The sequence below is a fragment of the Laribacter hongkongensis DSM 14985 genome, assembly GCF_000423285.1.
In the GTDB taxonomy this organism is placed as follows: domain Bacteria; phylum Pseudomonadota; class Gammaproteobacteria; order Burkholderiales; family Aquaspirillaceae; genus Laribacter; species Laribacter hongkongensis.
This window is the reverse complement of record NZ_AUHR01000001.1, coordinates 184,838-203,514: the sequence shown is the minus strand read 5'-3', so window position 1 is coordinate 203,514 and position 18,677 is coordinate 184,838. Positions and strand designations below refer to the sequence as shown.

Annotated in this window: 19 protein-coding genes; 14 read left to right on the top strand and 5 right to left on the bottom strand. The window is 67.0% G+C overall.

Annotated features, from left to right (window positions below; translation table 11 throughout):
- Positions 1-180: 180 nt before the first annotated feature.
- Positions 181-1,056 carry a drug/metabolite exporter YedA gene (gene yedA / locus G542_RS0100985; RefSeq protein ID WP_027823150.1) on the bottom strand — a complete coding sequence of 292 codons (876 nt, stop codon included), beginning with the start codon at positions 1,054-1,056 and terminating at the stop codon, positions 181-183.
- Between the two features lie 207 nt (positions 1,057-1,263).
- Here yedA and G542_RS0100980 point away from each other — a divergent pair, with 207 nt between their 5' ends.
- Positions 1,264-2,877 carry a methyl-accepting chemotaxis protein gene (locus tag G542_RS0100980; protein ID WP_027823149.1) on the top strand — a complete coding sequence of 538 codons (1,614 nt, stop codon included), beginning with the start codon at positions 1,264-1,266 and terminating at the stop codon, positions 2,875-2,877.
- A 98-nt stretch (positions 2,878-2,975) separates the two neighbouring features.
- Positions 2,976-3,278: a DUF2061 domain-containing protein gene (locus tag G542_RS15520; RefSeq protein WP_373279772.1), complete on the top strand. Its 303-nt coding sequence runs from the start codon at positions 2,976-2,978 to the stop codon at positions 3,276-3,278.
- Here the strand turns inward: G542_RS15520 and G542_RS0100970 are convergent.
- A complete protein-coding gene (locus G542_RS0100970) occupies positions 3,260-3,895 on the bottom strand; it encodes a bifunctional 4-hydroxy-2-oxoglutarate aldolase/2-dehydro-3-deoxy-phosphogluconate aldolase (protein ID WP_027823148.1) in 636 nt (211 codons plus the stop codon). The two genes, G542_RS15520 and G542_RS0100970, sit on opposite strands and share 19 nt — an antisense overlap.
- Before the next feature lie 108 nt (positions 3,896-4,003).
- On the opposite strand from G542_RS0100970, the gene G542_RS19110 reads away from it, so the two are divergent.
- The 9 genes from G542_RS19110 (at position 4,004) to G542_RS0100930 (ending at position 9,847) form a co-directional block, all read left to right on the top strand.
- Positions 4,004-4,297: a class I SAM-dependent methyltransferase gene (locus G542_RS19110; RefSeq protein WP_244878664.1), complete on the top strand. Its 294-nt coding sequence runs from the start codon at positions 4,004-4,006 to the stop codon at positions 4,295-4,297.
- 3 nt (positions 4,298-4,300) lie between these two features.
- Positions 4,301-4,711 carry a class I SAM-dependent methyltransferase gene (locus G542_RS19105; protein WP_244878663.1) on the top strand — a complete coding sequence of 137 codons (411 nt, stop codon included), beginning with the start codon at positions 4,301-4,303 and terminating at the stop codon, positions 4,709-4,711.
- Positions 4,711-5,472: a pimeloyl-ACP methyl ester esterase BioH gene (gene bioH / locus G542_RS0100960; protein ID WP_211218771.1), complete on the top strand. Its 762-nt coding sequence runs from the start codon at positions 4,711-4,713 to the stop codon at positions 5,470-5,472. Before G542_RS19105 ends, bioH begins: the two co-directional genes overlap by 1 nt.
- A 72-nt stretch (positions 5,473-5,544) precedes the next feature.
- Complete coding sequence (gene bioC, locus G542_RS0100955; protein ID WP_012698555.1) at positions 5,545-6,438, top strand: malonyl-ACP O-methyltransferase BioC; 894 nt, start codon at positions 5,545-5,547, stop codon at positions 6,436-6,438.
- A 15-nt stretch (positions 6,439-6,453) separates the two neighbouring features.
- Positions 6,454-7,416 carry a patatin-like phospholipase family protein gene (locus G542_RS0100950; RefSeq protein ID WP_027823146.1) on the top strand — a complete coding sequence of 321 codons (963 nt, stop codon included), beginning with the start codon at positions 6,454-6,456 and terminating at the stop codon, positions 7,414-7,416.
- The gene (locus G542_RS15510; protein WP_034984678.1) at positions 7,416-8,339 is read left to right on the top strand and encodes a prenyltransferase; all 924 of its coding nucleotides are present in this window, start codon (positions 7,416-7,418) and stop codon (positions 8,337-8,339) included. Before G542_RS0100950 ends, G542_RS15510 begins: the two co-directional genes overlap by 1 nt.
- A 7-nt stretch (positions 8,340-8,346) precedes the next feature.
- Entirely contained in the window at positions 8,347-8,955 is a 609-nt protein-coding gene (ruvA, locus tag G542_RS0100940; protein ID WP_012698552.1) for a Holliday junction branch migration protein RuvA, read from the top strand.
- A gap of 8 nt (positions 8,956-8,963) precedes the next feature.
- A complete protein-coding gene (locus G542_RS15505; protein ID WP_162142315.1) occupies positions 8,964-9,551 on the top strand; it encodes a phosphatase PAP2 family protein in 588 nt (195 codons plus the stop codon).
- 83 nt (positions 9,552-9,634) lie between these two features.
- Complete coding sequence (locus G542_RS0100930) at positions 9,635-9,847, top strand: hypothetical protein (protein ID WP_012698550.1); 213 nt, start codon at positions 9,635-9,637, stop codon at positions 9,845-9,847.
- A 126-nt stretch (positions 9,848-9,973) separates the two neighbouring features.
- On the opposite strand, the gene G542_RS0100925 is transcribed toward G542_RS0100930, so the two are convergent.
- A complete protein-coding gene (locus tag G542_RS0100925) occupies positions 9,974-13,822 on the bottom strand; it encodes a DUF3683 domain-containing protein (protein WP_027823144.1) in 3,849 nt (1,282 codons plus the stop codon).
- Between the two features lie 213 nt (positions 13,823-14,035).
- On the opposite strand from G542_RS0100925, the gene hemA reads away from it, so the two are divergent.
- Entirely contained in the window at positions 14,036-15,286 is a 1,251-nt protein-coding gene (gene hemA / locus G542_RS0100920; protein WP_027823143.1) for a glutamyl-tRNA reductase, read from the top strand.
- 3 nt (positions 15,287-15,289) lie between these two features.
- The gene (gene prfA / locus G542_RS0100915; protein WP_012698547.1) at positions 15,290-16,369 is read left to right on the top strand and encodes a peptide chain release factor 1; all 1,080 of its coding nucleotides are present in this window, start codon (positions 15,290-15,292) and stop codon (positions 16,367-16,369) included.
- Between the two features lie 169 nt (positions 16,370-16,538).
- Here the strand turns inward: prfA and G542_RS0100910 are convergent, their stop codons facing one another.
- Positions 16,539-16,940 carry a YbaN family protein gene (locus G542_RS0100910; RefSeq protein WP_027823142.1) on the bottom strand — a complete coding sequence of 134 codons (402 nt, stop codon included), beginning with the start codon at positions 16,938-16,940 and terminating at the stop codon, positions 16,539-16,541.
- Between the two features lie 83 nt (positions 16,941-17,023).
- Between G542_RS0100910 and G542_RS0100905 the strand changes: the two genes are divergently transcribed.
- Positions 17,024-17,254, top strand: coding sequence for a YgaP family membrane protein (locus G542_RS0100905; protein ID WP_027823141.1), 231 nt, complete (start codon positions 17,024-17,026; stop codon positions 17,252-17,254).
- Between the two features lie 62 nt (positions 17,255-17,316).
- Here G542_RS0100905 and G542_RS15500 read toward each other — a convergent pair whose 3' ends face one another.
- On the bottom strand, positions 17,317-18,510 hold the full coding sequence (locus G542_RS15500) for an SAM-dependent methyltransferase (protein ID WP_081666695.1): 1,194 nt from the start codon (positions 18,508-18,510) through the stop codon (positions 17,317-17,319).
- Positions 18,511-18,677: the final 167 nt, after the last annotated feature.

Genomic DNA, 18,677 nt, shown 5'->3' with positions numbered 1-18,677 from the left:
GCCCGTCAGCCCGTCAGCCCGTCAGCCCGTCAGCCCGTCAGCCCGTCAGCCCGTCAGCCGGACACGGTGGACAACCCGGGCCAGCAGTTTCCCGGCGGCCCGGACATGGCCGGCAGGGAAGCCGCAACAAGGCCCGCCGGAGCGGATGAACCGAGGGTCTGTGGTCTGGTACCGCAGGCTTCAGCCGCGCCGGCGCCGCGGCAGGCCGATCAGCACCACGGCGGCCACGATCACGCCCATGGCCAGCCACTCGGCCTGGCCGATCATCTCGTCGGCAAACAGCATGCCCAGCAGCACGGCCACCACCGGGTTGACGTAGGCGTAGCTGGTGGCGGCCGCCGGGCGCACGTGGCGCAGCAGGAACTGGTAGGCCGAAAACGCGATCAGCGAGCCGAACACCACCAGATACAGCAGGGCCAGCCAGCCTTGCAGCGTCGGCGGCGTTTCCAGCCGCTCGCCGGTCAGCACGCTCAGCAGCAGCAGCATGACCCCTGCGCAGAGCATTTCCGCCGCCGGTGCCATGGCGCCGGGCGGCAGTTGCAGGTAGCGGGCCCAGACCGATCCCAGCGCCCACGCCGCAGCGGCAAACAGGATCAGCCCGGCGCCGAGCGGACTGGCCTGCATGTTGTGGCCGAGGTTGAGCAGCACCATGCCGGCAAAGCCCAGCAGGATGCCGGCCCACTCCAGCCGGGTATTGTGCTGGCCCCACATCCGGGCAAACAGCAGGGTAAACAGCGGCACCGTCGCCACGCCGAGTGCTGCCACACCCGAAGCCACCCATTGCTCGGCAATGGTGACGCAGCCGTTGCCGCACACCAGCAGCAGGAAGCCGATGCGGGCTGCACCGGCCCATTCGCTGCGGCTGGGCAGCGGTGTGCCGCGCCAGCGCAGCCAGCCGAACATCAGTCCGCCGGCGATGACAAAGCGGATGCCGGCCATCAAAAGCGGCGGCCAGCTCTCGACGCCGAAGCGGATCGCCAGATAGGTCGAGCCCCAGATGAAATAGAGCGCACCAAAGGCGGTAACCAGCAACAGGCGGGAGGGGGCGGCAGGCATGATGTGACAATCGGGCTGATAGGTTCGGCCGGGCATTGTAGGCTGCTGTTCTGGTCAGCAGTGCGGCAATTGCTGCTTTGTCATGGCTGGCGTCGCCATCGTACAAATGCCGGACAGGTCGGGTTTTTGACGTTGTTATAATTGCCGTTTGTCATGGAGCCGTGGATGGCAGGCCGTCTGCCCGGCCCGGCCGGAGGAAAACACGTCATGTCGATGCGTAACAAACTGTTGATGCTGGTCGGGATTGCCCTGTCCGGCCTCGTGCTGCTCAGCAGCCTGTCCCTCTATGAATTGCGCCAGAGCCTGCTGGCCGACCGCATGGAAAAAACCCGCAACCTGGTCGAGATGGCTGTCAGCGTGACCGGTTACTACGAACGTGAGGCCCAGGAAGGCCGGCTGGAAACGGCCGATGCCCAGCGGCTGGCCAAAAACGCACTGACGCGCCTGCGTTATGACGGCGAAGAATACTTTTTCGTGCTGGACCAGGAGCTGACCTACGTCGCCCACGGCTTCAAGCAGGCACTGGTCGGCAAGAGCGCATTCGGCGTCAGCACGCCCGACGGCGAGGACGTCGGCCAGCTGCTGCGAGGCGCCTTGCAGGGCAACGGTGAATTCCATTACCGCTGGGACAAGCCCGGCAGCAGCTCCCCGGTGCAGAAGCTGTCGTTCGTGGCCAGCTCGCCCGCTTGGCACTGGGTGATCGGCACCGGCATCTACGTCGACGACGTGGACAGTGCCTTCTGGCGCGCCGCCATGTTCCAGCTGTCGGTGATCGGCGTGCTGATCGCCATCCTGCTGGTGGTCAGCATCGTCATCGTGCGTGACCTGCTGCGCCGCCTCGGTGGCGAACCGGCCTACGCGGTGACGGTGGTGCGGCAGATCGCCGCCGGCCACCTGACGACGCCGGTCCGCCTGCGGGCCAACGATCATGACAGCCTGCTGGCCTCGATTGCCGACATGCAGGCGCAATTGCGCGAGCTGATCGGCAACATCGTCCAGACCGCCGACGACCTGGGCCGGCGTGCCGGCGAAATCGAAGCCCATGCCGGTGAAACCGCCGACCATTCCGAGCAGCAGAGCCAGGCGGCGGCCGCCATGGCCTCGGCCATCGAACAACTGACCGGCAGCATCCGCCAGATTGCCGACCATGCCGGCGATGCCCGCGCCCGTTCGCAGGCCTCCGGCGAGATTTCGCGCCAGAGCAGCGAAGTGATCGGCCGCACCATCGACGAAATCCGGGCCATCAGCAGCGAGGTCGGCACGGCCAGCAGTTCGATCAGCGAGCTGGCCGACAAGACCGAGTCGATCCGCTCGATCATGGGCGTGATCCGTGACGTGGCGGACCAGACCAACCTGCTGGCGCTGAATGCCGCCATCGAGGCGGCGCGCGCCGGCGAATCCGGCCGCGGTTTTGCCGTGGTGGCCGACGAAGTGCGCAAGCTGGCCGAGCGCACCACCAGTGCTACCCACGAAATCGCCACCATGATCAGCGCCATCCAGGCCACGTCGGATGCGTCGTGCGCCAATATCGGCGACGCGGTCCGCCGGGCCGGTCAGGGTGTGGCACTGGCGGCCGAAGGCGGCGAGGCCATCGCCCGGGTGCAGGAAAGCGCGGCGCAGGTGGTGCAGGTGGTCAACGACATTTCGCATTCGCTCAACGAGCAGAGCCAGGCCAGCAACGAGATTGCCAGCCATGTCGAGCAGATCGCCCAGGGAGCGGCCACCAATGCCGCCATCGTGCGCGACACCGCCCGCGCCACGGTCGAGCTGCACGCCCTGACGCAGCGGCTGCGCGAGTCGGTGGTGCGCTTCAACATGTAAAACGGACGGTGCAAGGGCCGCAGCCGGGCCGGAAGCGGCCCGGCATAGCGCTGGCCAATCGGAGTGGCGAAAAGATTCAATTTCCGAAGTTGTTGAGAATGGCTATCATCAACTCGTTACCCGCCACTTCCGACCGCCCGGAGCCGATCATGCACCTCGACCATCTTCCCGCCGGCACGCCGTTGCTCAAGACCCTGACCTTTGCCGTGGTGCACTTCAGCGTGGCGTTTTCCGTGGCCTACCTGCTGACCGGCAGCCTCGGCATTGCCAGCCTGCTGGCCATGGTCGAGCCGCTGTGCAATACCGTGGCCTATTTCTTCCACGAAAAGCTCTGGGGCCACCTTGGCCGGCGCCGGATGCCGGCCGGCCTCGCCGACGCACCTCAGGGCGTACAGCCGTAATCCTCGCGGGCGCCGGCCGCCTTGTCCTCGATCCAGGTCCAGTCCCGTCGCCGCAGCAGTTCGTGTTTTGCGATCCAGTCTGCGCCCAGCGCCACCACGTTGGGTTGCGCCAGGTAGCGGGCGGTGTCGAGTTCCGACAGGTCGCCGCTGGGGATCAGCTGGATGTCGGGCAGGTAGCGCCCCAGCGCTTCCACCAGCGGCAGTCCGCCGGCCAGCCGGGCCGGCAGCAGCTTGACGCGGCTGAAGCCGGCTTCGCGGGCGGCCATGGCCTCACTGAGGCTGGCGACGCCAGGCCAGAACGGAATGCCCGGATGCAGGCGGGCGATGGCAAACAGTCCCGGCGTGGCTCCCGGGCTGGAAATGAAACGCGCGCCGGCCGCCACGGCGGCAGCAAACTGGGCCGGATCGCTGATGTGGCCGACGCCGGCCAGCAGCTGCGGGTGACCGGTGCACAGCGCATGCAGGGCATCGATGGTCGGCTGGCCGCGCCAGACCAGCTCCAGCATCGACAGGCCACCGGAGGTCAGGGCGCGCGCCAGCGGCGCGGCGTCCAGGGGGTCGGCAAGATCGGCTTCCGGCAGTAGCGGGACCGCGGCAAAACGGGCATCAATCGGCATGGTCGGCATTCTCCGTCGGGGGCCGGATGCCTGTACGGCACCGGCAAGGGTTCGGCAAACAGGGGGGCAAAGGCTACAATCGCGCCTTTGCCGTCACCGTATTTTCTCATGCCGATCAATACGCTGCGCTGGAACCGGTTGCGCTACAACGCCTACGCGGCCATTTACGACCGTCCGGGCCGCTTTTTCACGCCCTGCCGCGCCCGTTCGCTGGCGCTGGCCGCCATTCGTCCGGGCGAGCGCGTGCTGCTGGTCGGCGCCGCCACCGGGCTGGACCTGGAGCTGCTGCCGCGACAGGCCGACGTCTGCGCCATCGACTACGCCCCGGCGATGGTCGAGCGGCTGATCCTGCGCGCCCGTGAACTGGCGTTTCCGGTCGATGCGCGGGTGATGGATGCCTAGGCGATGGAGTATCCGGATGACAGCTTCGACGTGGTGGTGCTGCACCTGATCCTCGCCGTGGTGCCGGACCCGCTGGCGTGCATCCGCGAAGTCGAGCGCGTGCTCCGGCCTGGCGGCCGGGTGGTGGTGTTCGACAAGTTCCTGCCGGACGGTGCGCAGGCATCGCTGCCCCGGCGGGCGCTCAACCTGCTGACCACGGTGCTGGCCACCGACATCAACCGCCGGCTGGCCGACATCATGGCCGGTACGGCGCTGGTCAAGCTCTACGACGAACCGGTGCTGTGGGGTGACACCTTCCGCGTGGCCGGATTCGAAAAGCACCTGCAACTGAGCCCGATGGCCGGTGCCGATGCCCGCGAGCCGGCCCGCGAACCTGACAGCGGCCGTGACCTGCCGCCGGGAGCCGAAGACTGATGCTGCACATCGAAACCCTGGGGCAGGGGCCGGACGTGGTGTTCCTGCACGGCTGGAGCCTGCACGGCGGCATCTGGCAGCGGGTGGCGACGGCCCTGGCCGACCGCTTTACCTGCCATCTGGTCGACCTGCCGGGCCACGGTGCCAGCCGCACGCCGGCCGTGGCCGACCTTGCCCACGTGGCCGACAGCGTGGCCGATGCGTTTCCGCTGCCGGTGGCGGTGGTGGGCTGGTCACTGGGCGGACTGGTGGCGATGCAGTGGGCCTTGCAGCGGCCGGAAGCCGTCCGCGCGCTGGCGCTGACAGCAACCAGCCCGTGCTTTGTCCGCCAGCCCGACTGGCCGCATGCCCAGCCCGCCGGCCAGATTGCTGCCGTGGCCGACAGCCTCGGCAGCGATTTCGAGGCCACGCTGAACCGCTTTCTGGCCTTGCAGCTTTTGGGGGCGCCGGATGCGCGCGCCACGGTGAACGCGGTGCGCGACAGCCTGTTTGCCCACGGCCGGCCGCAGGGACTGGCACCGATGCTGGACGTGCTGGTGGCGGCCGACCTGCGCGCCCGGGTGTCGCAGATCGCCTGTCCGGTCTGGCTCGGCTTCGGCGCACGGGATGCCATCACGCCGCTGGCGGCTGGCGAATGGCTGGCGACAGCCTTGCCGGATGCGCTCTGGCAGCCGTTCGAGCGGGCCAGCCACGCGCCTTTCCTGTCGCATGAATCCGAATTCACCGCACGGCTGGGCGATTTCCTGGCTGCGCGTTTGTAATCCCGTCACGGCTTGGCAGCCTGCCATGCCGTCCCCATATGCAGCCGACCGGCTTCTCCTGTTAAGTGGACCATGACCGAAGCGTTTTATACCGACAAATCCCGCGTACGCGCCTCGTTTGACCGTGCAGCCGCGACCTATGACCGCGCGGCGGTGCTGCAACGCGAAGTGTGCGACCGCATGGCCACCCGGCTGGACCTGATCCGCCATGCGCCGGCCCGGGTGCTGGATGCCGGCAGCGGAACAGGCTACGGCGCCGGCCTGCTGCGCGCGCGCTATCCCGAGGCGCAGGTGACCGAACTGGACCTGGCGCCGTCCATGCTGCGCGCCTCGCGCGACAAGCAGCTGCCGCAGGGGCGCCTGCGGCGGCTGTTTGCCAGGGCGCCGGCGCTGGTGTGCGCCGATCTCGAACAACTGCCGCTGGCCAGCGGCTCGCTCGACATGGTGTGGTCGAGCCTGGCCCTGCAATGGCTCAATACGCCGGACGCGGTGCTGGCGGAATTCCACCGCGTGCTGCGGGTGGATGGCCTCTTGATGTTCGCCACCCTGGGGCCGGACACGCTGAAAGAGCTGCGCCAGGCGTTTGCCGGCATCGACGGGGCCACCCACGTCAACCAGTTCATCGACATGCACGACATGGGCGATGCGCTGGTGCGGGCCGGTTTTGCCACGCCGGTGATGGACGTCGAGCGCATCGTGCTGACCTACGACGAAGTCAAGGCGGTGATGCGCGACCTCAAGGCGATTGGCGCGCATAATGCCACCGCCGGCCGCGGGCGCGGCCTGATGGGCCGGCAGGCCTGGCAGCGCATCGAAGCGGCCTACGACCGCCTGCGCCAGGACGGACGGCTGCCGGCGACCTACGAAGTGGTGTACGGCCATGCCTGGCGGCCCGCTGCCCGTCCCCGGCGCAAGCTGGACGACGGCCGCGACATCATCGAATTCCACCCACATGCGCCGGCCTGAGGCCGGCAGGCTGTTATGCATCGTCGTCAGTTTCTTGTAGCCGGTGCGGCGCTGTTGCTCGCCGCCTGTGCCTCCACGCCGGACAATCCGGCCCCTTCATCGCGGCCGCCGGCCACCCCGGTTCCGCCACCGGCGCCTGACGCACCGCCTTCACCGCCCCCCAAGGTCCGGGTGGCCCTGGCGCTGGGCGGCGGCGCCGCCAAGGGTTTTGCCCATGTGGGCGTGATCAAGCTGCTGGAAAGCCACAAGATTCCGGTGGACATCATCACCGGTACCAGTGCCGGCAGCTTTGTCGGGGCGTTGTACGCCGCGGGGTACAGCGGGTTCCAGTTGCAGCGCATTGCCCAGCGGCTGGACGAATCCGAGCTGCGCGACCTGACCGTGTCCACCGAGGGTTTCCTCAAGGGCGAAGCCTTGCAGGACTGGGTCAACCGCATGGTGAAAAACCGCCAGATCCAGGATCTGCCGCGGGAATTCGGCGCCGTGGCCACCGATCTGGACAGCGGGCGCGGCGTGCTGTTCCGCCGTGGCAATACCGGCCAGGCCGTGCGCGCATCGTGCAGCATTCCCAACATCTTCCAGCCGGCGCCGATCAGCGGCCGGCGTTACGTCGACGGCGGCCTGTCGGAACCGGTGCCGGTGCTGGCCGCGCGCGAGATGGGTGCCGACCTGGTGATCGCGGTGGACATTTCGGCCAAGGCCCGCCACGGCGGCCGGGCCGAGGGTTTTCTCGGCCTGCTGGACCAGAGCGTCACCATCATGGGTGAAAAGCTGCTGGCGCAGCAGATCCGCTCGGCCGACGTGATCATCCGGCCGAACATCGCCGGTGTCGGTGCCGCCGACTTTGCCTCGCGCAACCGCATCATCCTCGAAGGGGAAAAGGCGGCACAGAAGGCGTTGCCGCTGATCCGGCGGGCCATTGCCGCCAAACAGCGCGAGCTGGCGGCCCGGGCCGCAGCCGGAGGTGCCGGCCGTTGATGCTGGCAGCGGCCGGGGTAGCGTCCCGACCTTCTGCCTGGCGCTGGCTGGCGGCCACCCGGCCCGCCTTCCTGAGCCTGACCCTGCTGGGCTGGCTGATCGGCGTGGCAGCCAGTCATCCGCCTGCCGCCCTCCGGGGGGGCCTGCTGCTGGCGCTCCTGGGCGCCGTGTTGCTGCATGCGCTGGCCAACGTCGTCAATGATGTGGCCGACGATGCCAACGGCGGCGATGCCGTCAATACCGGCCGGGTGTTTCCGTTTACCGGCGGCAGCCGGCTGATCCAGGACGGCGTGCTGTCGGCCCGGGCGATGACGGGCCTTGCCGTTGCCCTCGGTGTCGTGCTGCTGGGACTGGGCGGGCTGCTGCTGTGGTGGCGCGGCTGGCCGGTCGCGGTGCTGGGCGGGGCCGGTTTCCTGGTGGCGTGGGGCTATTCGGCGCCGCCCCTGGCGCTGAACCGGCGCGGACTGGGCGAGCCGGCCGTGGCGCTGGCATTTGCGTTGGTGCCGTGGGGCACGGCGTGGCTGGTGGCCTGGCCGTCCGTGCCACTGGGACTGGCGGCGCTGGCGTATGCCCTGGCGGTGGCCGCGGTGCTGTACGTGAACCAGTTTCCCGACCGCGAGGCCGATCTGGCCTGCGGCAAGCGCCACTGGGTGGCCCGCTGGACGCCGCAGCAGGCTGCGCGCCGTTTCGGCTTCCTGCTGGCCGGCCTGTATGCCGTGGCTGCCCTCGTGGTGCCGGCAGCGGACGGACCGCTCTGGCTGTTGCCGGTGTTGCTGCTGCCGCTGGTCCTGCACGCGACGGCATGGCGTATGCTGTTGCGCGATGCGGTGCAGCCGGTACGGCTGGCACCGGCCATACGGTTCAACCTGCTGGCAGTCCATGGCGTGGCGCTGTGGCTGGCCGGCGCACTTTACGGGTTTTAGAGGACGCATGATCGGACGACTTTCCGGAACGCTGCTTGAAAAGCATCCGCCGCAGATCCTGGTGGACGCGGGAGGGGTGGGATACGAGGTGGATGTGCCGATGAGCACCTTCTGCCGCCTGCCGGGACTGAATGAACCGGTGGTGCTGTGGACGCACATGGCCGTGCGCGAGGACGCCCACCTGCTGTTCGGCTTCGCCGGCCGCGCCGAGCGCGAGCTGTTCCGCCAGCTGATCCGCATTTCCGGCGTGGGCGGCAAGCTGGCGCTGGCCCTGCTGTCGAGCCTTGAGCCGGACGAGCTGGCACGGGCGGTGGCGCAGGAAGACATCAAGACGCTGTCGCGGGTGCCGGGCATCGGCAAGAAAACCGCCGAGCGGCTGATCCTGGAATTGCGCGGCAAGCTGGGCAGCCTGCCGTCGGCGGACCTGCTGTCACCGGCCCCGGCGGCCGGTGCCGCCTTGCTGGTGGAAAACGACGAACGGGCCGACATCAGCCAGGCCTTGCAGGCGCTGGGCTATTCGGCACGCGAGGCCGAGGCGGCACTGAAGAGTGTGCCGGACGGGACGGACGTGGCGACCGGCATCCGGCTGGCGCTCAAGGCGCTGGCACGGCCATGAAATGGATCGTGGCATGGGTTCTGTGCCTGCTGGCGCTGATGCTGTGGCATGGGTCGGCTCCGGTGGCAGCCGTGGACCAGGCAGCGGCGGCATGGCTGGGATCGCTGGGTGCGCCGTGGCCGCAGCTGGCGCAGCTGTGGGACGTGGCGGGAAAATTTGCTCCGACACTGGCGCTGGCAGGTGCGGTGGCAGGGTGGCTGTTCTGGCGCCGGCGGCGGCGGGCCGCCGCGCTGGTGCTGGGGGCGGTGGCCGGTGGCTGGATGCTTAACGGTGCGCTCAAGCTGTGGATCGGCCGGCCGCGGCCTTCGACGGCGGCCGTAACCGAAGTATTCGGCAGTTCGTTTCCCAGCGGGCACGCCATGGGCGGGACGGCGCTGTGGGTGGCGCTGGCACTGGTATGCCTGGCCGGATGCCGGTCGGTGCCAGCCCGGCGGGCGGTTCTGGCGGCTGCGGTGGTGCTGGTGGCCCTGACGGCCCTGTCGCGGCCGGTGCTGGGCGTGCATTATTTCAGCGACGTGCTGGCCGGCGTGGCAGGCGGGCTGGCCTGGACCCTGTGGCTGGCACGGATATGGCCACCGGAACAGAAATTGGGCTAAATCAAGTCTTTTTAATGTGAATGTCATATCATGTGGCGCATGCCCCGCGGGCCGTGTTCCGCATCCATTCCGGAGAACCTGTCATGTCGCTCGATCTGTCGCCGCACAATGCCTGCATCCAACGCCTGTTGTCCTGCTCCCGTGGATTCCTTGAAGGCAGCAAGAACTGGCATGAGCACTGCCGGCAATGCCAGGGACAGCCGGAGCGTTGCCGTGAATTGCAGGCTTCGTTGCGTGAAGAGATCCAGGGGCGGGGTGCCCGGGCGGTCGGACTGTCCGGACAAGTGCCGCAGTAAACCCGCCCGGAGCGGGTCCGGACTAGGAGCCACCGCTGTCCGGATGAAGAAAAACGCCGTGTCCTTTTCAGGAGCACGGCGTTTTTGCTGGCCGGGCGGTGATGGTCACCCGGCCGAGGGCGGTTTTTACAGCAGCACGCGCTCGATACCGCCGGCGCGGGCGGCATCCACGTACTGCGGCAGCCAGTTCTCGCCAAGGAGGTGACGGGCAAGTTCGACCACGATGTAGTCGGCCTCGGTGCCGGTATCCGGGCTGTAGCGCGACAGGCCTTGCAGACAGGACGGGCAGGAGGTGAGGATTTTCACCGGGCCGGTGCCTGCGTCCAGACGCGACAGGTCGCGCTGGATTTCTTCCTGCTTGCGGAAGCGCACCTGGGTGGCGATGTCCGGCCGGCTGGCGGCAAAGGTGCCGGATTCGCCGCAGCAGCGGTCGTTCTGCACCACGCCGCCGCCGAGCAGCTCGTTGGCGACCTTGATCGGCTGATAGGTCTTCATCGGGCTGTGGCACGGGTCGTGGTACATGTAGCGTTGGCCGCTGACGCCCTCCAGCTTGATACCCTTTTCCATCAGGAATTCGTGGATGTCGACAATGCGGCAGCCGGGGAAGATGTCCTCGAAGCGGTATTTGGCGAGCTGGTCGTAACAGGTGCCGCAGCTCACCACCACCGTCTTGATGTCGAGGTAGTTGAGCGTGTTGGCCACCCGGTGGAACAGCACGCGGTTTTCGGTGGTGATCGCCTCGCCCTTGTCATCGTTGCCCGACGCGGCCTGTGGATAACCGCAGCAGAGATAACCCGGTGGCAGCACGGTCTGCACGCCGACGTGCCAGAGCATGGCCTGGGTCGCCAACCCCACCTGGCTGAACAGGCGTTCCGACCCGCAGCCGGGGAAGTAGAACACCGCCTCGGCATCCTCGGCCACCTGCGGCTGGCGGATCACCGGCACCACGTCCGGCGCCTCGATGTCCAGCAGCGCCCGCGCGGTTTTCTTCGGCAGGCCGCCCGGCATCGGCTTGTTGATGAAGTGGATCACCTGCGCCTTGATGTCGGCCTTGCCGACCGTGGCCGGCGGGTGCGCCATCTGCCCGCCCACCAGGCCGAAGCGGCGCGCCAGCTGCGAGCCGAAACGCTGGGCCTGGTAGCCCCATTCGATCACGCCCTTGCGCATGGCCTTGATGGTGGTCGGGTCCTTGGCGGTCAGGAAGGCCATGCCCAGCGCGGTGCCGGGGTTGAACTTCTTCTTGCCGGTCTTGCGCAGGAAGTTGCGCATGGCGACCGACACGTCGCCAAAGTCGATCTTGACCGGGCACGGCTTGACGCAGCGGTGGCACACCGTGCAGTGGTCGGCCACGTCGGACAGCTCGTCAAAATGACGGAAGCTGACGCCGCGGCGGGTCTGTTCTTCGTAGAGGAACGCCTCGGTCAGCAGGCCGACGCCGAGGATCTTGTTGCGCGGGCTGTAGAGCAGGTTGGCGCGCGGCACGTGGGTCGAGCACACCGGCTTGCACTTGCCGCAGCGCAGGCAGTCCTTGACCATGTCGGAGATCTTGCCGAGCTCCGACTGCTCAAGGATCAGGCTTTCCGCGCCCAGGAGTTCGAACGACGGCGTGTAGGCGTTGCCGAGATCAGCGCCAGGCAACAGCTTGCCCTTGTTGAAGCGGCCTTCCGGGTCGACGCGCTGCTTGTATTCGACAAACGGGCGGATTTCCTCGTCGGTGAGGAATTCCAGCTTGGTGATGCCGATGCCGTGTTCGCCGGAAATCACCCCGTTCAGGCTGCGCGCCAGCGCCATGATGCGCTCCACCGCCCGGTGGGCGGTCTGCAACATGTCGTAGTCGTCGGAGTTGACCGGGATGTTGGTGTGCACGTTGCCGTCGCCGGCGTGCATGTGCAGGGCCACGAACACGCGCCCGCGCACGATGCGGGTGTGGATGGCGCGCATGGCCTGGATGATCGGCGTGTCGGTCTTGCCGGCAAACAGCACTTCCAGGTCTTCCAGCAGCTCGCGCTTGATGCTGACCCGCAGCACGAAGTCGCGCATGGCATGGAACACGGTCTGCGGCGGTTCCGGCGGCTGGGTGGCTTCGAGCGGTGCCAGCGGATAGCGGCGTACGTAGTCGGCCCACGGCGCGTCGAGGTGGTCGAGAATCCACTGCCAGCGTTCGCGCAGGGTGGCGAGGTGCTCCAGCGCGGTTTCGCGGCGGTCGCCGATCAGCTCGGCCGACGGCAGATCGGTGCCGAGCTTGTCGACCGGCAGGCGGCCGTGGAAAAACTCGGTCAGCTCGTCGGTCAGGCGCAGCTTGTTCCGGATCGACAGCTCGATGTTGATGCGCTCGATGCCGTCTGAGTAGTCGCCCAGTCGCGGCAGCGGAATCACCACGTCTTCGTTGATCTTGAAGGCGTTGGTGTGCTTGGCGATGGCGGCGGTACGGCTGCGGTCGAGCCAGAATTTCTTGCGCGCTTCCGGGGTGACGGCGATGAAGCCTTCGCCGGCGCGGGCATTGGCCAGATGGACGATATGGCTGGCGGCGGCCGATACGGCCGCTTCGTCGTCCGACACGATGTCGGCCAGCAGCACCATCTTGGGCCGGCCCTTGGACTTGGCCTTGGTGGCGTAGCCGACGGCGCGCACATAGCGCCAGTCGAGGTGTTCCAGACCGGCGAGCTGCACGCCGGACAAGAGGCCGGCGCCTTCCGGCTTGAAGTAGTCGGTGATTTCGACAATGGCCGGGGTGGCCTGCGCCACGGTGCCGAAGAATTCGAGACAGACGGTGCGGATGTGCTTCGGCATGCGGTGCAGCACGAAGCGCGCGCTGGTGATGATGCCGTCGGTGCCTTCCTTCTGTACGCCGGGCAGGCCGGCGAGGAACTTGTCGGTCACATCCTTGCCCAGCCCCACCTTGCGGAAGGCGCTGCCGGGGATCTCCAGCATCTCTTCGCTGACCAGCGTGCGGCCGTCCGGGCGGGTGCGGGTGAGCTTGAAGCAGGCCGTTTCGGCGTCGTGGATCTTGCCGAGGTTGTGGCCGATGCGCTCCACTTCCAGCCAGTTGCCGTCCGGGTCGACCATTTTCCAGCTGGCGAGGTTGTCGAGCGTGGTGCCCCACAGCACGGCCTTTTTGCCGCCGGCATTCATGGCGATGTTGCCGCCGATACAGGAGGCTTCGATCGAGGTCGGGTCGACGGCAAACACCAGCCCGGCCGCACTGGCCGCGTCGGCGATGCGCTTGGTGACCACGCCGGCACCGCACTGGATGGTGGCAACCTTGCCGTCCACGCCCGGCAGGTCAAGGTATTCGACGTCACCGTAGCGATCAAGCTTTTCGGTATTGATCACCGCCGAATACGGCGTCAGCGGAATGGCGCCGCCGGTGTAACAGGTGCCACCCCCGCGCGGAATGATGGTGAGCTCAAGCTCGAAGCAGGCGGCGACCAGGGCGGCCATTTCCGCTTCGCTGTCGGGATTGAGCACCACGAACGGGAATTCGATGCGCCAGTCGGTGGCATCGGTGGCGTGGCTGACGCGGGCGAGGCCGTCAAAGCAGATGTTGTCGCGGCGGGTGATGCCGGCCAGACGTTTCTGGATTTTCCGGCGCAGCTGGGCGGTAGCTTCAAAGCGCGCTTCGAAACGGTCAACCGCGGTGCGGCTGGCGGCGATCAGCGATTCGACCCGCGGGTTGCCGGCGCGGCGCTTTTCCATTTCCGACAGGCGGTGGCGCATGGCTTCGACCAGCAGCTTGAGCCGCGGGCGGTTTTCCAGCAGGTCGTCTTCCAGGTAGGGATTGCGCTCGACGACCCAGATGTCGCCCAGCACCTCGAACAGCATGCGCGCGGAGCGGCCGGTACGGCGCTCGGCCCGCAGTTCGTTCAGGGTCTGCCAGGCCGGTTCGCCCAGCAGGCGCACGACGATTTCCCGGTCGGAAAACGAGGTGTAGTTGTAGGGAATTTCGCGCAAACGCGGGGCTTCGGGAACGCTCATCGGAGTGAACTGCGCCAGGACATGAAAATTGGGTTCGATGATAACCGACTTGGTGCATCGCGAAAAACAGCATGAACGACAAGGGTTTGCCAAACAGATATGCCGGCGGCGGGTCCTGCCGGCAGCATTTGCCTGTCGCACAGCGGGGCGGAGCAGGCGGGCTTGCGATAAAATGCCTCCCTGTTCGCATTGTCATTGCCGGTTCCGCGTTACATGTCGCTCGTCGCTTTCGGCCTCAACCATCAGACTGCCCCCCTCAGCCTGCGTGAGCAGCTCGCCTTTCCGGCCGAGCAGCTCAAGGACGCGCTGGGCGGAATGCTGCGCACGCGTGCCGTCAGCGAGGCAGCCATCCTTTCGACCTGCAACCGCACGGAAATCTACTGCAATGCACAAGACGTGCAGGCCACGCTGGCGTGGGTTGCCGATTACCGGCGCCTGCCGGTCGAACATTTTCAACCGCACCTCTACATCTACGACGCCGAGCACACCGCCCGCCACGCTTTCCGCGTGGCCAGCGGGCTGGACTCGATGGTGCTGGGCGAAACGCAGATCCTCGGCCAGATGAAGGATGCCGTGCGTACGGCCGAAGCGGCCGGTTCGCTGGGCACGCTGCTCAACCAGCTGTTCCAGCGCACCTTTGCCGTCGCCAAGGACGTGCGCAGCCAGACTTCCATCGGCGCCAGTTCGGTGTCGATGGCCGCCGCCGCCGTGCGCCTGGCCGAGCAGATCTTCGGTGACGTCAACGAACTCGACGTACTGTTCATCGGTGCCGGTGAAATGATCGACCTGGTGGCCACCCACTTTGCCGCCCACCAGCCGCGCAGCATGATCATCGCCAACCGCACGCTGGAACGCGGCGAGGCGCTGGCGCAGCGCCTGTCGGCCCGGGCCGTGCGCCTGTCCGACCTGCCGGACATCCTGTCGCGTTTTGACGTGGTGGTGACGTCCACCGCTTCCAGCCTGCCGATCCTCGGCAAGGGGCTGGCCGAGCGGGCCATCCGCGAACGCCGCCACCGCCCGATGTTCATGCTCGACCTTGCCGTGCCGCGTGACGTCGAGCCGGAAGTGGGCGACCTCGACGACGTTTTCCTCTATACCGTGGATGACATCGCCGACGTGGTCGAGGCCGGTCGCGAAGAGCGCCGGCTGGCGGCCGAAGCCGCCGAGGCCATCATCACCGAGCGCACGCGCGAATTCCTCGCCTGGCTGGAGCAGCGCGAAACCGTACCGGTGGTACGCGCCCTGCGCGACCACGGCGAGCGGGCACGCCGGCATGCACTGGAGGCCGCCATGAAACGGCTGGGACGGGGCGACGACCCGGCCCAGGTGCTGGAGGCCCTGTCGGTACAGCTGACCAACAAGCTCCTGCATCCTCCTACCGTCGCCCTTAACCAGACCCGGGGCGGCGAGCGCGAGCAGCTGATCGACACGCTGTCCCGGCTTTACGATTTGCACGCCGAATAACACATGAAACCTTCGATCCTGACCAAACTCGCCCAGCTCTCCGACCGGCTCGACGAGGTCACCGGCCTTCTGGGCGATCCTGACGTGACGCGCGACATGGACGCCTACCGGCGGCTGACCCGCGAGCACGCCGAGCTGACGCCGGTGGTGGAGCAATACCTGGCGTGGCGGCAGACCGAAGCCGACCTCGCCTCCGCGCGCGACCTGCTCGACGACCCGGACATGAAAGAGCTGGCCGAAGCCGAGCTGTCCGACGGCCAGGAGCGGCTGGCCGTCCTTGAGCTGGAGCTGCAAAAGCTGCTGTTGCCCAAGGACCCCAACGACGAACGCAACATCTTTCTGGAAGTGCGCGCCGGTACCGGCGGCGACGAAGCCGCCCTGTTTGCCGCCGACCTGTTCCGCATGTACTCGCGCTACGCCGAGCGCAACCGCTGGCAGGTGGAAATCGTGTCGGCCAGCGAAAACGACCTCGGCGGCTTCAAGGAAGTCATTGCCCGCATCGTCGGCTTCGGTGCCTATTCGCGGCTGAAATTCGAATCGGGCGGCCACCGGGTGCAGCGGGTGCCGGCGACGGAAACCCAAGGGCGCATCCATACGTCCGCCTGCACGGTGGCGGTGATGCCGGAAGCCGACGAACTGGCCGCCGTGGAGCTGAACCCGGCCGACCTGCGCATCGACACCTTCCGCGCCAGCGGGGCGGGTGGCCAGCACATCAACAAGACCGACAGTGCCGTGCGGGTGACGCACCTGCCGACCGGCATCGTGGTCGAATGCCAAGACGACCGCAGCCAGCACAAGAACAAGGCGCGTGCGCTGGCCGTGCTGGCCGCGCGCATCCAGGACGTGCAGCAACGTGCCAGGCAGCAGAAGGAAGCGGCCGAACGCAAGAGCCTGATCGGCTCCGGCGACCGCAGCGAGCGCATCCGCACCTACAACTTCCCGCAGGGGCGGGTGACCGATCACCGCATCAATCTGACGCTGTACCGGCTGGATGCCGTGATGGACGGCGACCTGGCCGAGCTGACCGATGCCCTGACGGCCGAGCACCAGGCCGAACTGCTGGCGCAACTGGCTGGGGACTGAGCGCAATCCGGACCGTCACGGGCAAATGCTCAGGACGGGCCGGACAGCTTCACGAATAAACGGCGGTCGCTGACGGATGATGCCGTGCGCCAGTCCGGCCACCGGGCGGGACGCCTTGCCGGGGACGGTGATCCTGCTCCGGACAGGGCCGCGGCGGGACCTGGCAGGTTCAGCCTGCTGTGCCGGCCGGCTGGTGCGATGGTACGGATCGCGGCTCCGGCCGGCGCCACAGCCACACGGCCATGCCGGCCAGTACCAGCGTGACCAGTAACGCAATGACTGCCTGCCCGCGGCTGGTCAGGACGCCGACTGACAACAGCCACGAAACCGCCATCATGGCGATTGCCCAGTACTTGGCCCGACGCGGCACGGCCCGTTCGCGTTCCCAGCTGGTGACCATCGGGCCGAACAGGCGATGGCGGGCCAGCCAGCGGTGAAAACGCGGTGACGCCCGCGCCCAGCAGGCTGCCGCCAGCAGGACAAACGGCGTGGTGGGCAGCAGCGGCACCACGAGGCCGACAACCCCCAGGGCAAACGACAGGCAGCCGGCCAGCCAGAGCAAGTACTTCATGGGAAAGCCCTTTTCCGCTTGCAATCAACATTATATAAATTTATATTCTATGCTTTCGTAAAGAAGAAGCAGGGAGAGCGATCATGAAGCGCAACATCGGTAACACCGAACGCATTATCCGCATTATTGCCGGGCTGGTTATCCTGAGCCTGGTGTTTGTCGGACCGGCCACTCCGTGGGCCTGGCTGGGCCTGGTGCCGCTGATGACCGGCCTGCTGGGCTGGTGCCCGCCGTATGCCCTGCTGGGCATCAACACCTGCAAGGGCTGCAAGTCGTGTTCGTCATCCTGTTCGTCGACTTCCTGCAAGTCCTGATACCGGAATGAAAACAGTCCCGGAGCGCCTGTGCGGTCCGGGACTGTTTGCGTTTATTGCATTTACCAGCGTTCGACCGGTGCGCCGTACCAGTAGGACAGGGTCCGGGGCGGATGCCGGGCCGGGCCGAGGCTGACCAGATACTGGTGCAGGTCGATGCCGCCGGCGCGGAAGGCGGCTGCGCAGCCCTTGAGGTACAGGTACCACATGCGGCAGAAGGTTTCGTCAAAGCGGGCCCGTACCTGGTCGATGGCGGCCTCGTAATTGGCCAGCCAGCAGTCGAGGGTGTGGGCGTAATGCAGCCGCAGGCTTTCCTGCGCCAGCAGGTGGAAATCATGCTGCTGCATGTGGGCGAGGACCTGCGGCGGGAACGGCACCTCGCCCCCTGGGAAGATGTATTTTTCCACCCAGCTGTTGGTGCCGCCGTCGGCCTGGCCGGTGATGGTGTGCAGCAGCATCAGCCCTCCCGGTTTCAGGCAGTGGGACACCCGCTCGAAAAAACGGGCCGAATGCTGGTGACCGACGTGTTCGAACATGCCGACGCTGACCACCTTGTCGAATTCCGGCTGCGGTTCGAGGTCGAGCCAGTCCTGCAGGCGGATTTCGATCCGGTCGGCCAGCCCGGCTTCTGCCACCCGTTCACGGGCCAGTGTGGCCTGTTCCTCCGACAGCGTGATGCCCACGCCGCGCACGCCGTACTGCCGGGCGGCACGGATCAGCAGTCCGCCCCAGCCGCAGCCGATGTCCAGCAGGCGTTCGTCCGGTGCCAGTGCGAGCTTGACCAGCGTGTGGTCGATCTTGGCCTGCTGGGCTTCCGCCAGCGTCATGTCCGGCCGGGCAAAGTAGGCACACGAGTAGCTCATGCTGTCGTCGAGCCAGAGCCGGTAGAAGTCGTTGCCAAGGTCATAATGGTGAGCAATATTGGCCTTTTGTTTCTGCTTCAGGCGCATGCGGTCGAGCGTGCGCACGACGCTGGCCATGCGCGCCAGCGGTCCGTCCAGCAGCTGGCGGTTGCGGTAGAGCACGTCCAGCAGGGCATTCCAGTCACCGCGGATATCCAGTCCGCCGTGCATGTAGGCCTCTCCCAAAGCCAGTATCGGGTCCTCGCTGCCAAAGTCCGGTTCCTGCGCGAAATGCAGGATGAATAAGGGATTTCCCTGACCAAACTGTCGCTGGCTGCCATCCCACCAGACAATGGCAAACGGTGCGCCGTGCAGACGTGAAAACAGGGCGGTCAGGGCAGGCTTGGTCAGCATGGACGGGTCCTTTCGGTAATGCGTGAAACAGTATCCCCAGCATAGAAGCTGGTTCCGGACTGTCCACGTCGGGCCGAATCGAAGGTCAAGCCTTGTTTCATATCAAGGGCTTTGCCGAAAATGACGTTGACGTTCGCGGACGGGGACTTGATTGCGTTATTCTGGCC

What these genes read in the sequence shown, in the direction of transcription:
- hemA (WP_027823143.1), top strand. Translation starts at nt 14,036, where the DNA reads ATGTCGCTCGTCGCTTTCGGCCTCAACCATCAGACTGCCCCCCTCAGC.
- G542_RS0100970 (WP_027823148.1), bottom strand. Translation starts at nt 3,895, where the DNA reads ATGCCGATTGATGCCCGTTTTGCCGCGGTCCCGCTACTGCCGGAAGCC.
- G542_RS15500 (WP_081666695.1), bottom strand. Translation starts at nt 18,510, where the DNA reads ATGCTGACCAAGCCTGCCCTGACCGCCCTGTTTTCACGTCTGCACGGC.
- G542_RS0100930 (WP_012698550.1), top strand. Translation starts at nt 9,635, where the DNA reads ATGTCGCTCGATCTGTCGCCGCACAATGCCTGCATCCAACGCCTGTTG.
- G542_RS19105 (WP_244878663.1), top strand. Translation starts at nt 4,301, where the DNA reads ATGGAGTATCCGGATGACAGCTTCGACGTGGTGGTGCTGCACCTGATC.
- prfA (WP_012698547.1), top strand. Translation starts at nt 15,290, where the DNA reads ATGAAACCTTCGATCCTGACCAAACTCGCCCAGCTCTCCGACCGGCTC.
- G542_RS0100950 (WP_027823146.1), top strand. Translation starts at nt 6,454, where the DNA reads ATGCATCGTCGTCAGTTTCTTGTAGCCGGTGCGGCGCTGTTGCTCGCC.
- G542_RS0100980 (WP_027823149.1), top strand. Translation starts at nt 1,264, where the DNA reads ATGTCGATGCGTAACAAACTGTTGATGCTGGTCGGGATTGCCCTGTCC.
- bioC (WP_012698555.1), top strand. Translation starts at nt 5,545, where the DNA reads ATGACCGAAGCGTTTTATACCGACAAATCCCGCGTACGCGCCTCGTTT.
- bioH (WP_211218771.1), top strand. Translation starts at nt 4,711, where the DNA reads ATGCTGCACATCGAAACCCTGGGGCAGGGGCCGGACGTGGTGTTCCTG.
- G542_RS0100910 (WP_027823142.1), bottom strand. Translation starts at nt 16,940, where the DNA reads ATGAAGTACTTGCTCTGGCTGGCCGGCTGCCTGTCGTTTGCCCTGGGG.
- G542_RS15520 (WP_373279772.1), top strand. Translation starts at nt 2,976, where the DNA reads ATGGCTATCATCAACTCGTTACCCGCCACTTCCGACCGCCCGGAGCCG.
- G542_RS19110 (WP_244878664.1), top strand. Translation starts at nt 4,004, where the DNA reads ATGCCGATCAATACGCTGCGCTGGAACCGGTTGCGCTACAACGCCTAC.
- G542_RS15510 (WP_034984678.1), top strand. Translation starts at nt 7,416, where the DNA reads ATGCTGGCAGCGGCCGGGGTAGCGTCCCGACCTTCTGCCTGGCGCTGG.
- G542_RS0100905 (WP_027823141.1), top strand. Translation starts at nt 17,024, where the DNA reads ATGAAGCGCAACATCGGTAACACCGAACGCATTATCCGCATTATTGCC.
- yedA (WP_027823150.1), bottom strand. Translation starts at nt 1,056, where the DNA reads ATGCCTGCCGCCCCCTCCCGCCTGTTGCTGGTTACCGCCTTTGGTGCG.
- ruvA (WP_012698552.1), top strand. Translation starts at nt 8,347, where the DNA reads ATGATCGGACGACTTTCCGGAACGCTGCTTGAAAAGCATCCGCCGCAG.
- G542_RS0100925 (WP_027823144.1), bottom strand. Translation starts at nt 13,822, where the DNA reads ATGAGCGTTCCCGAAGCCCCGCGTTTGCGCGAAATTCCCTACAACTAC.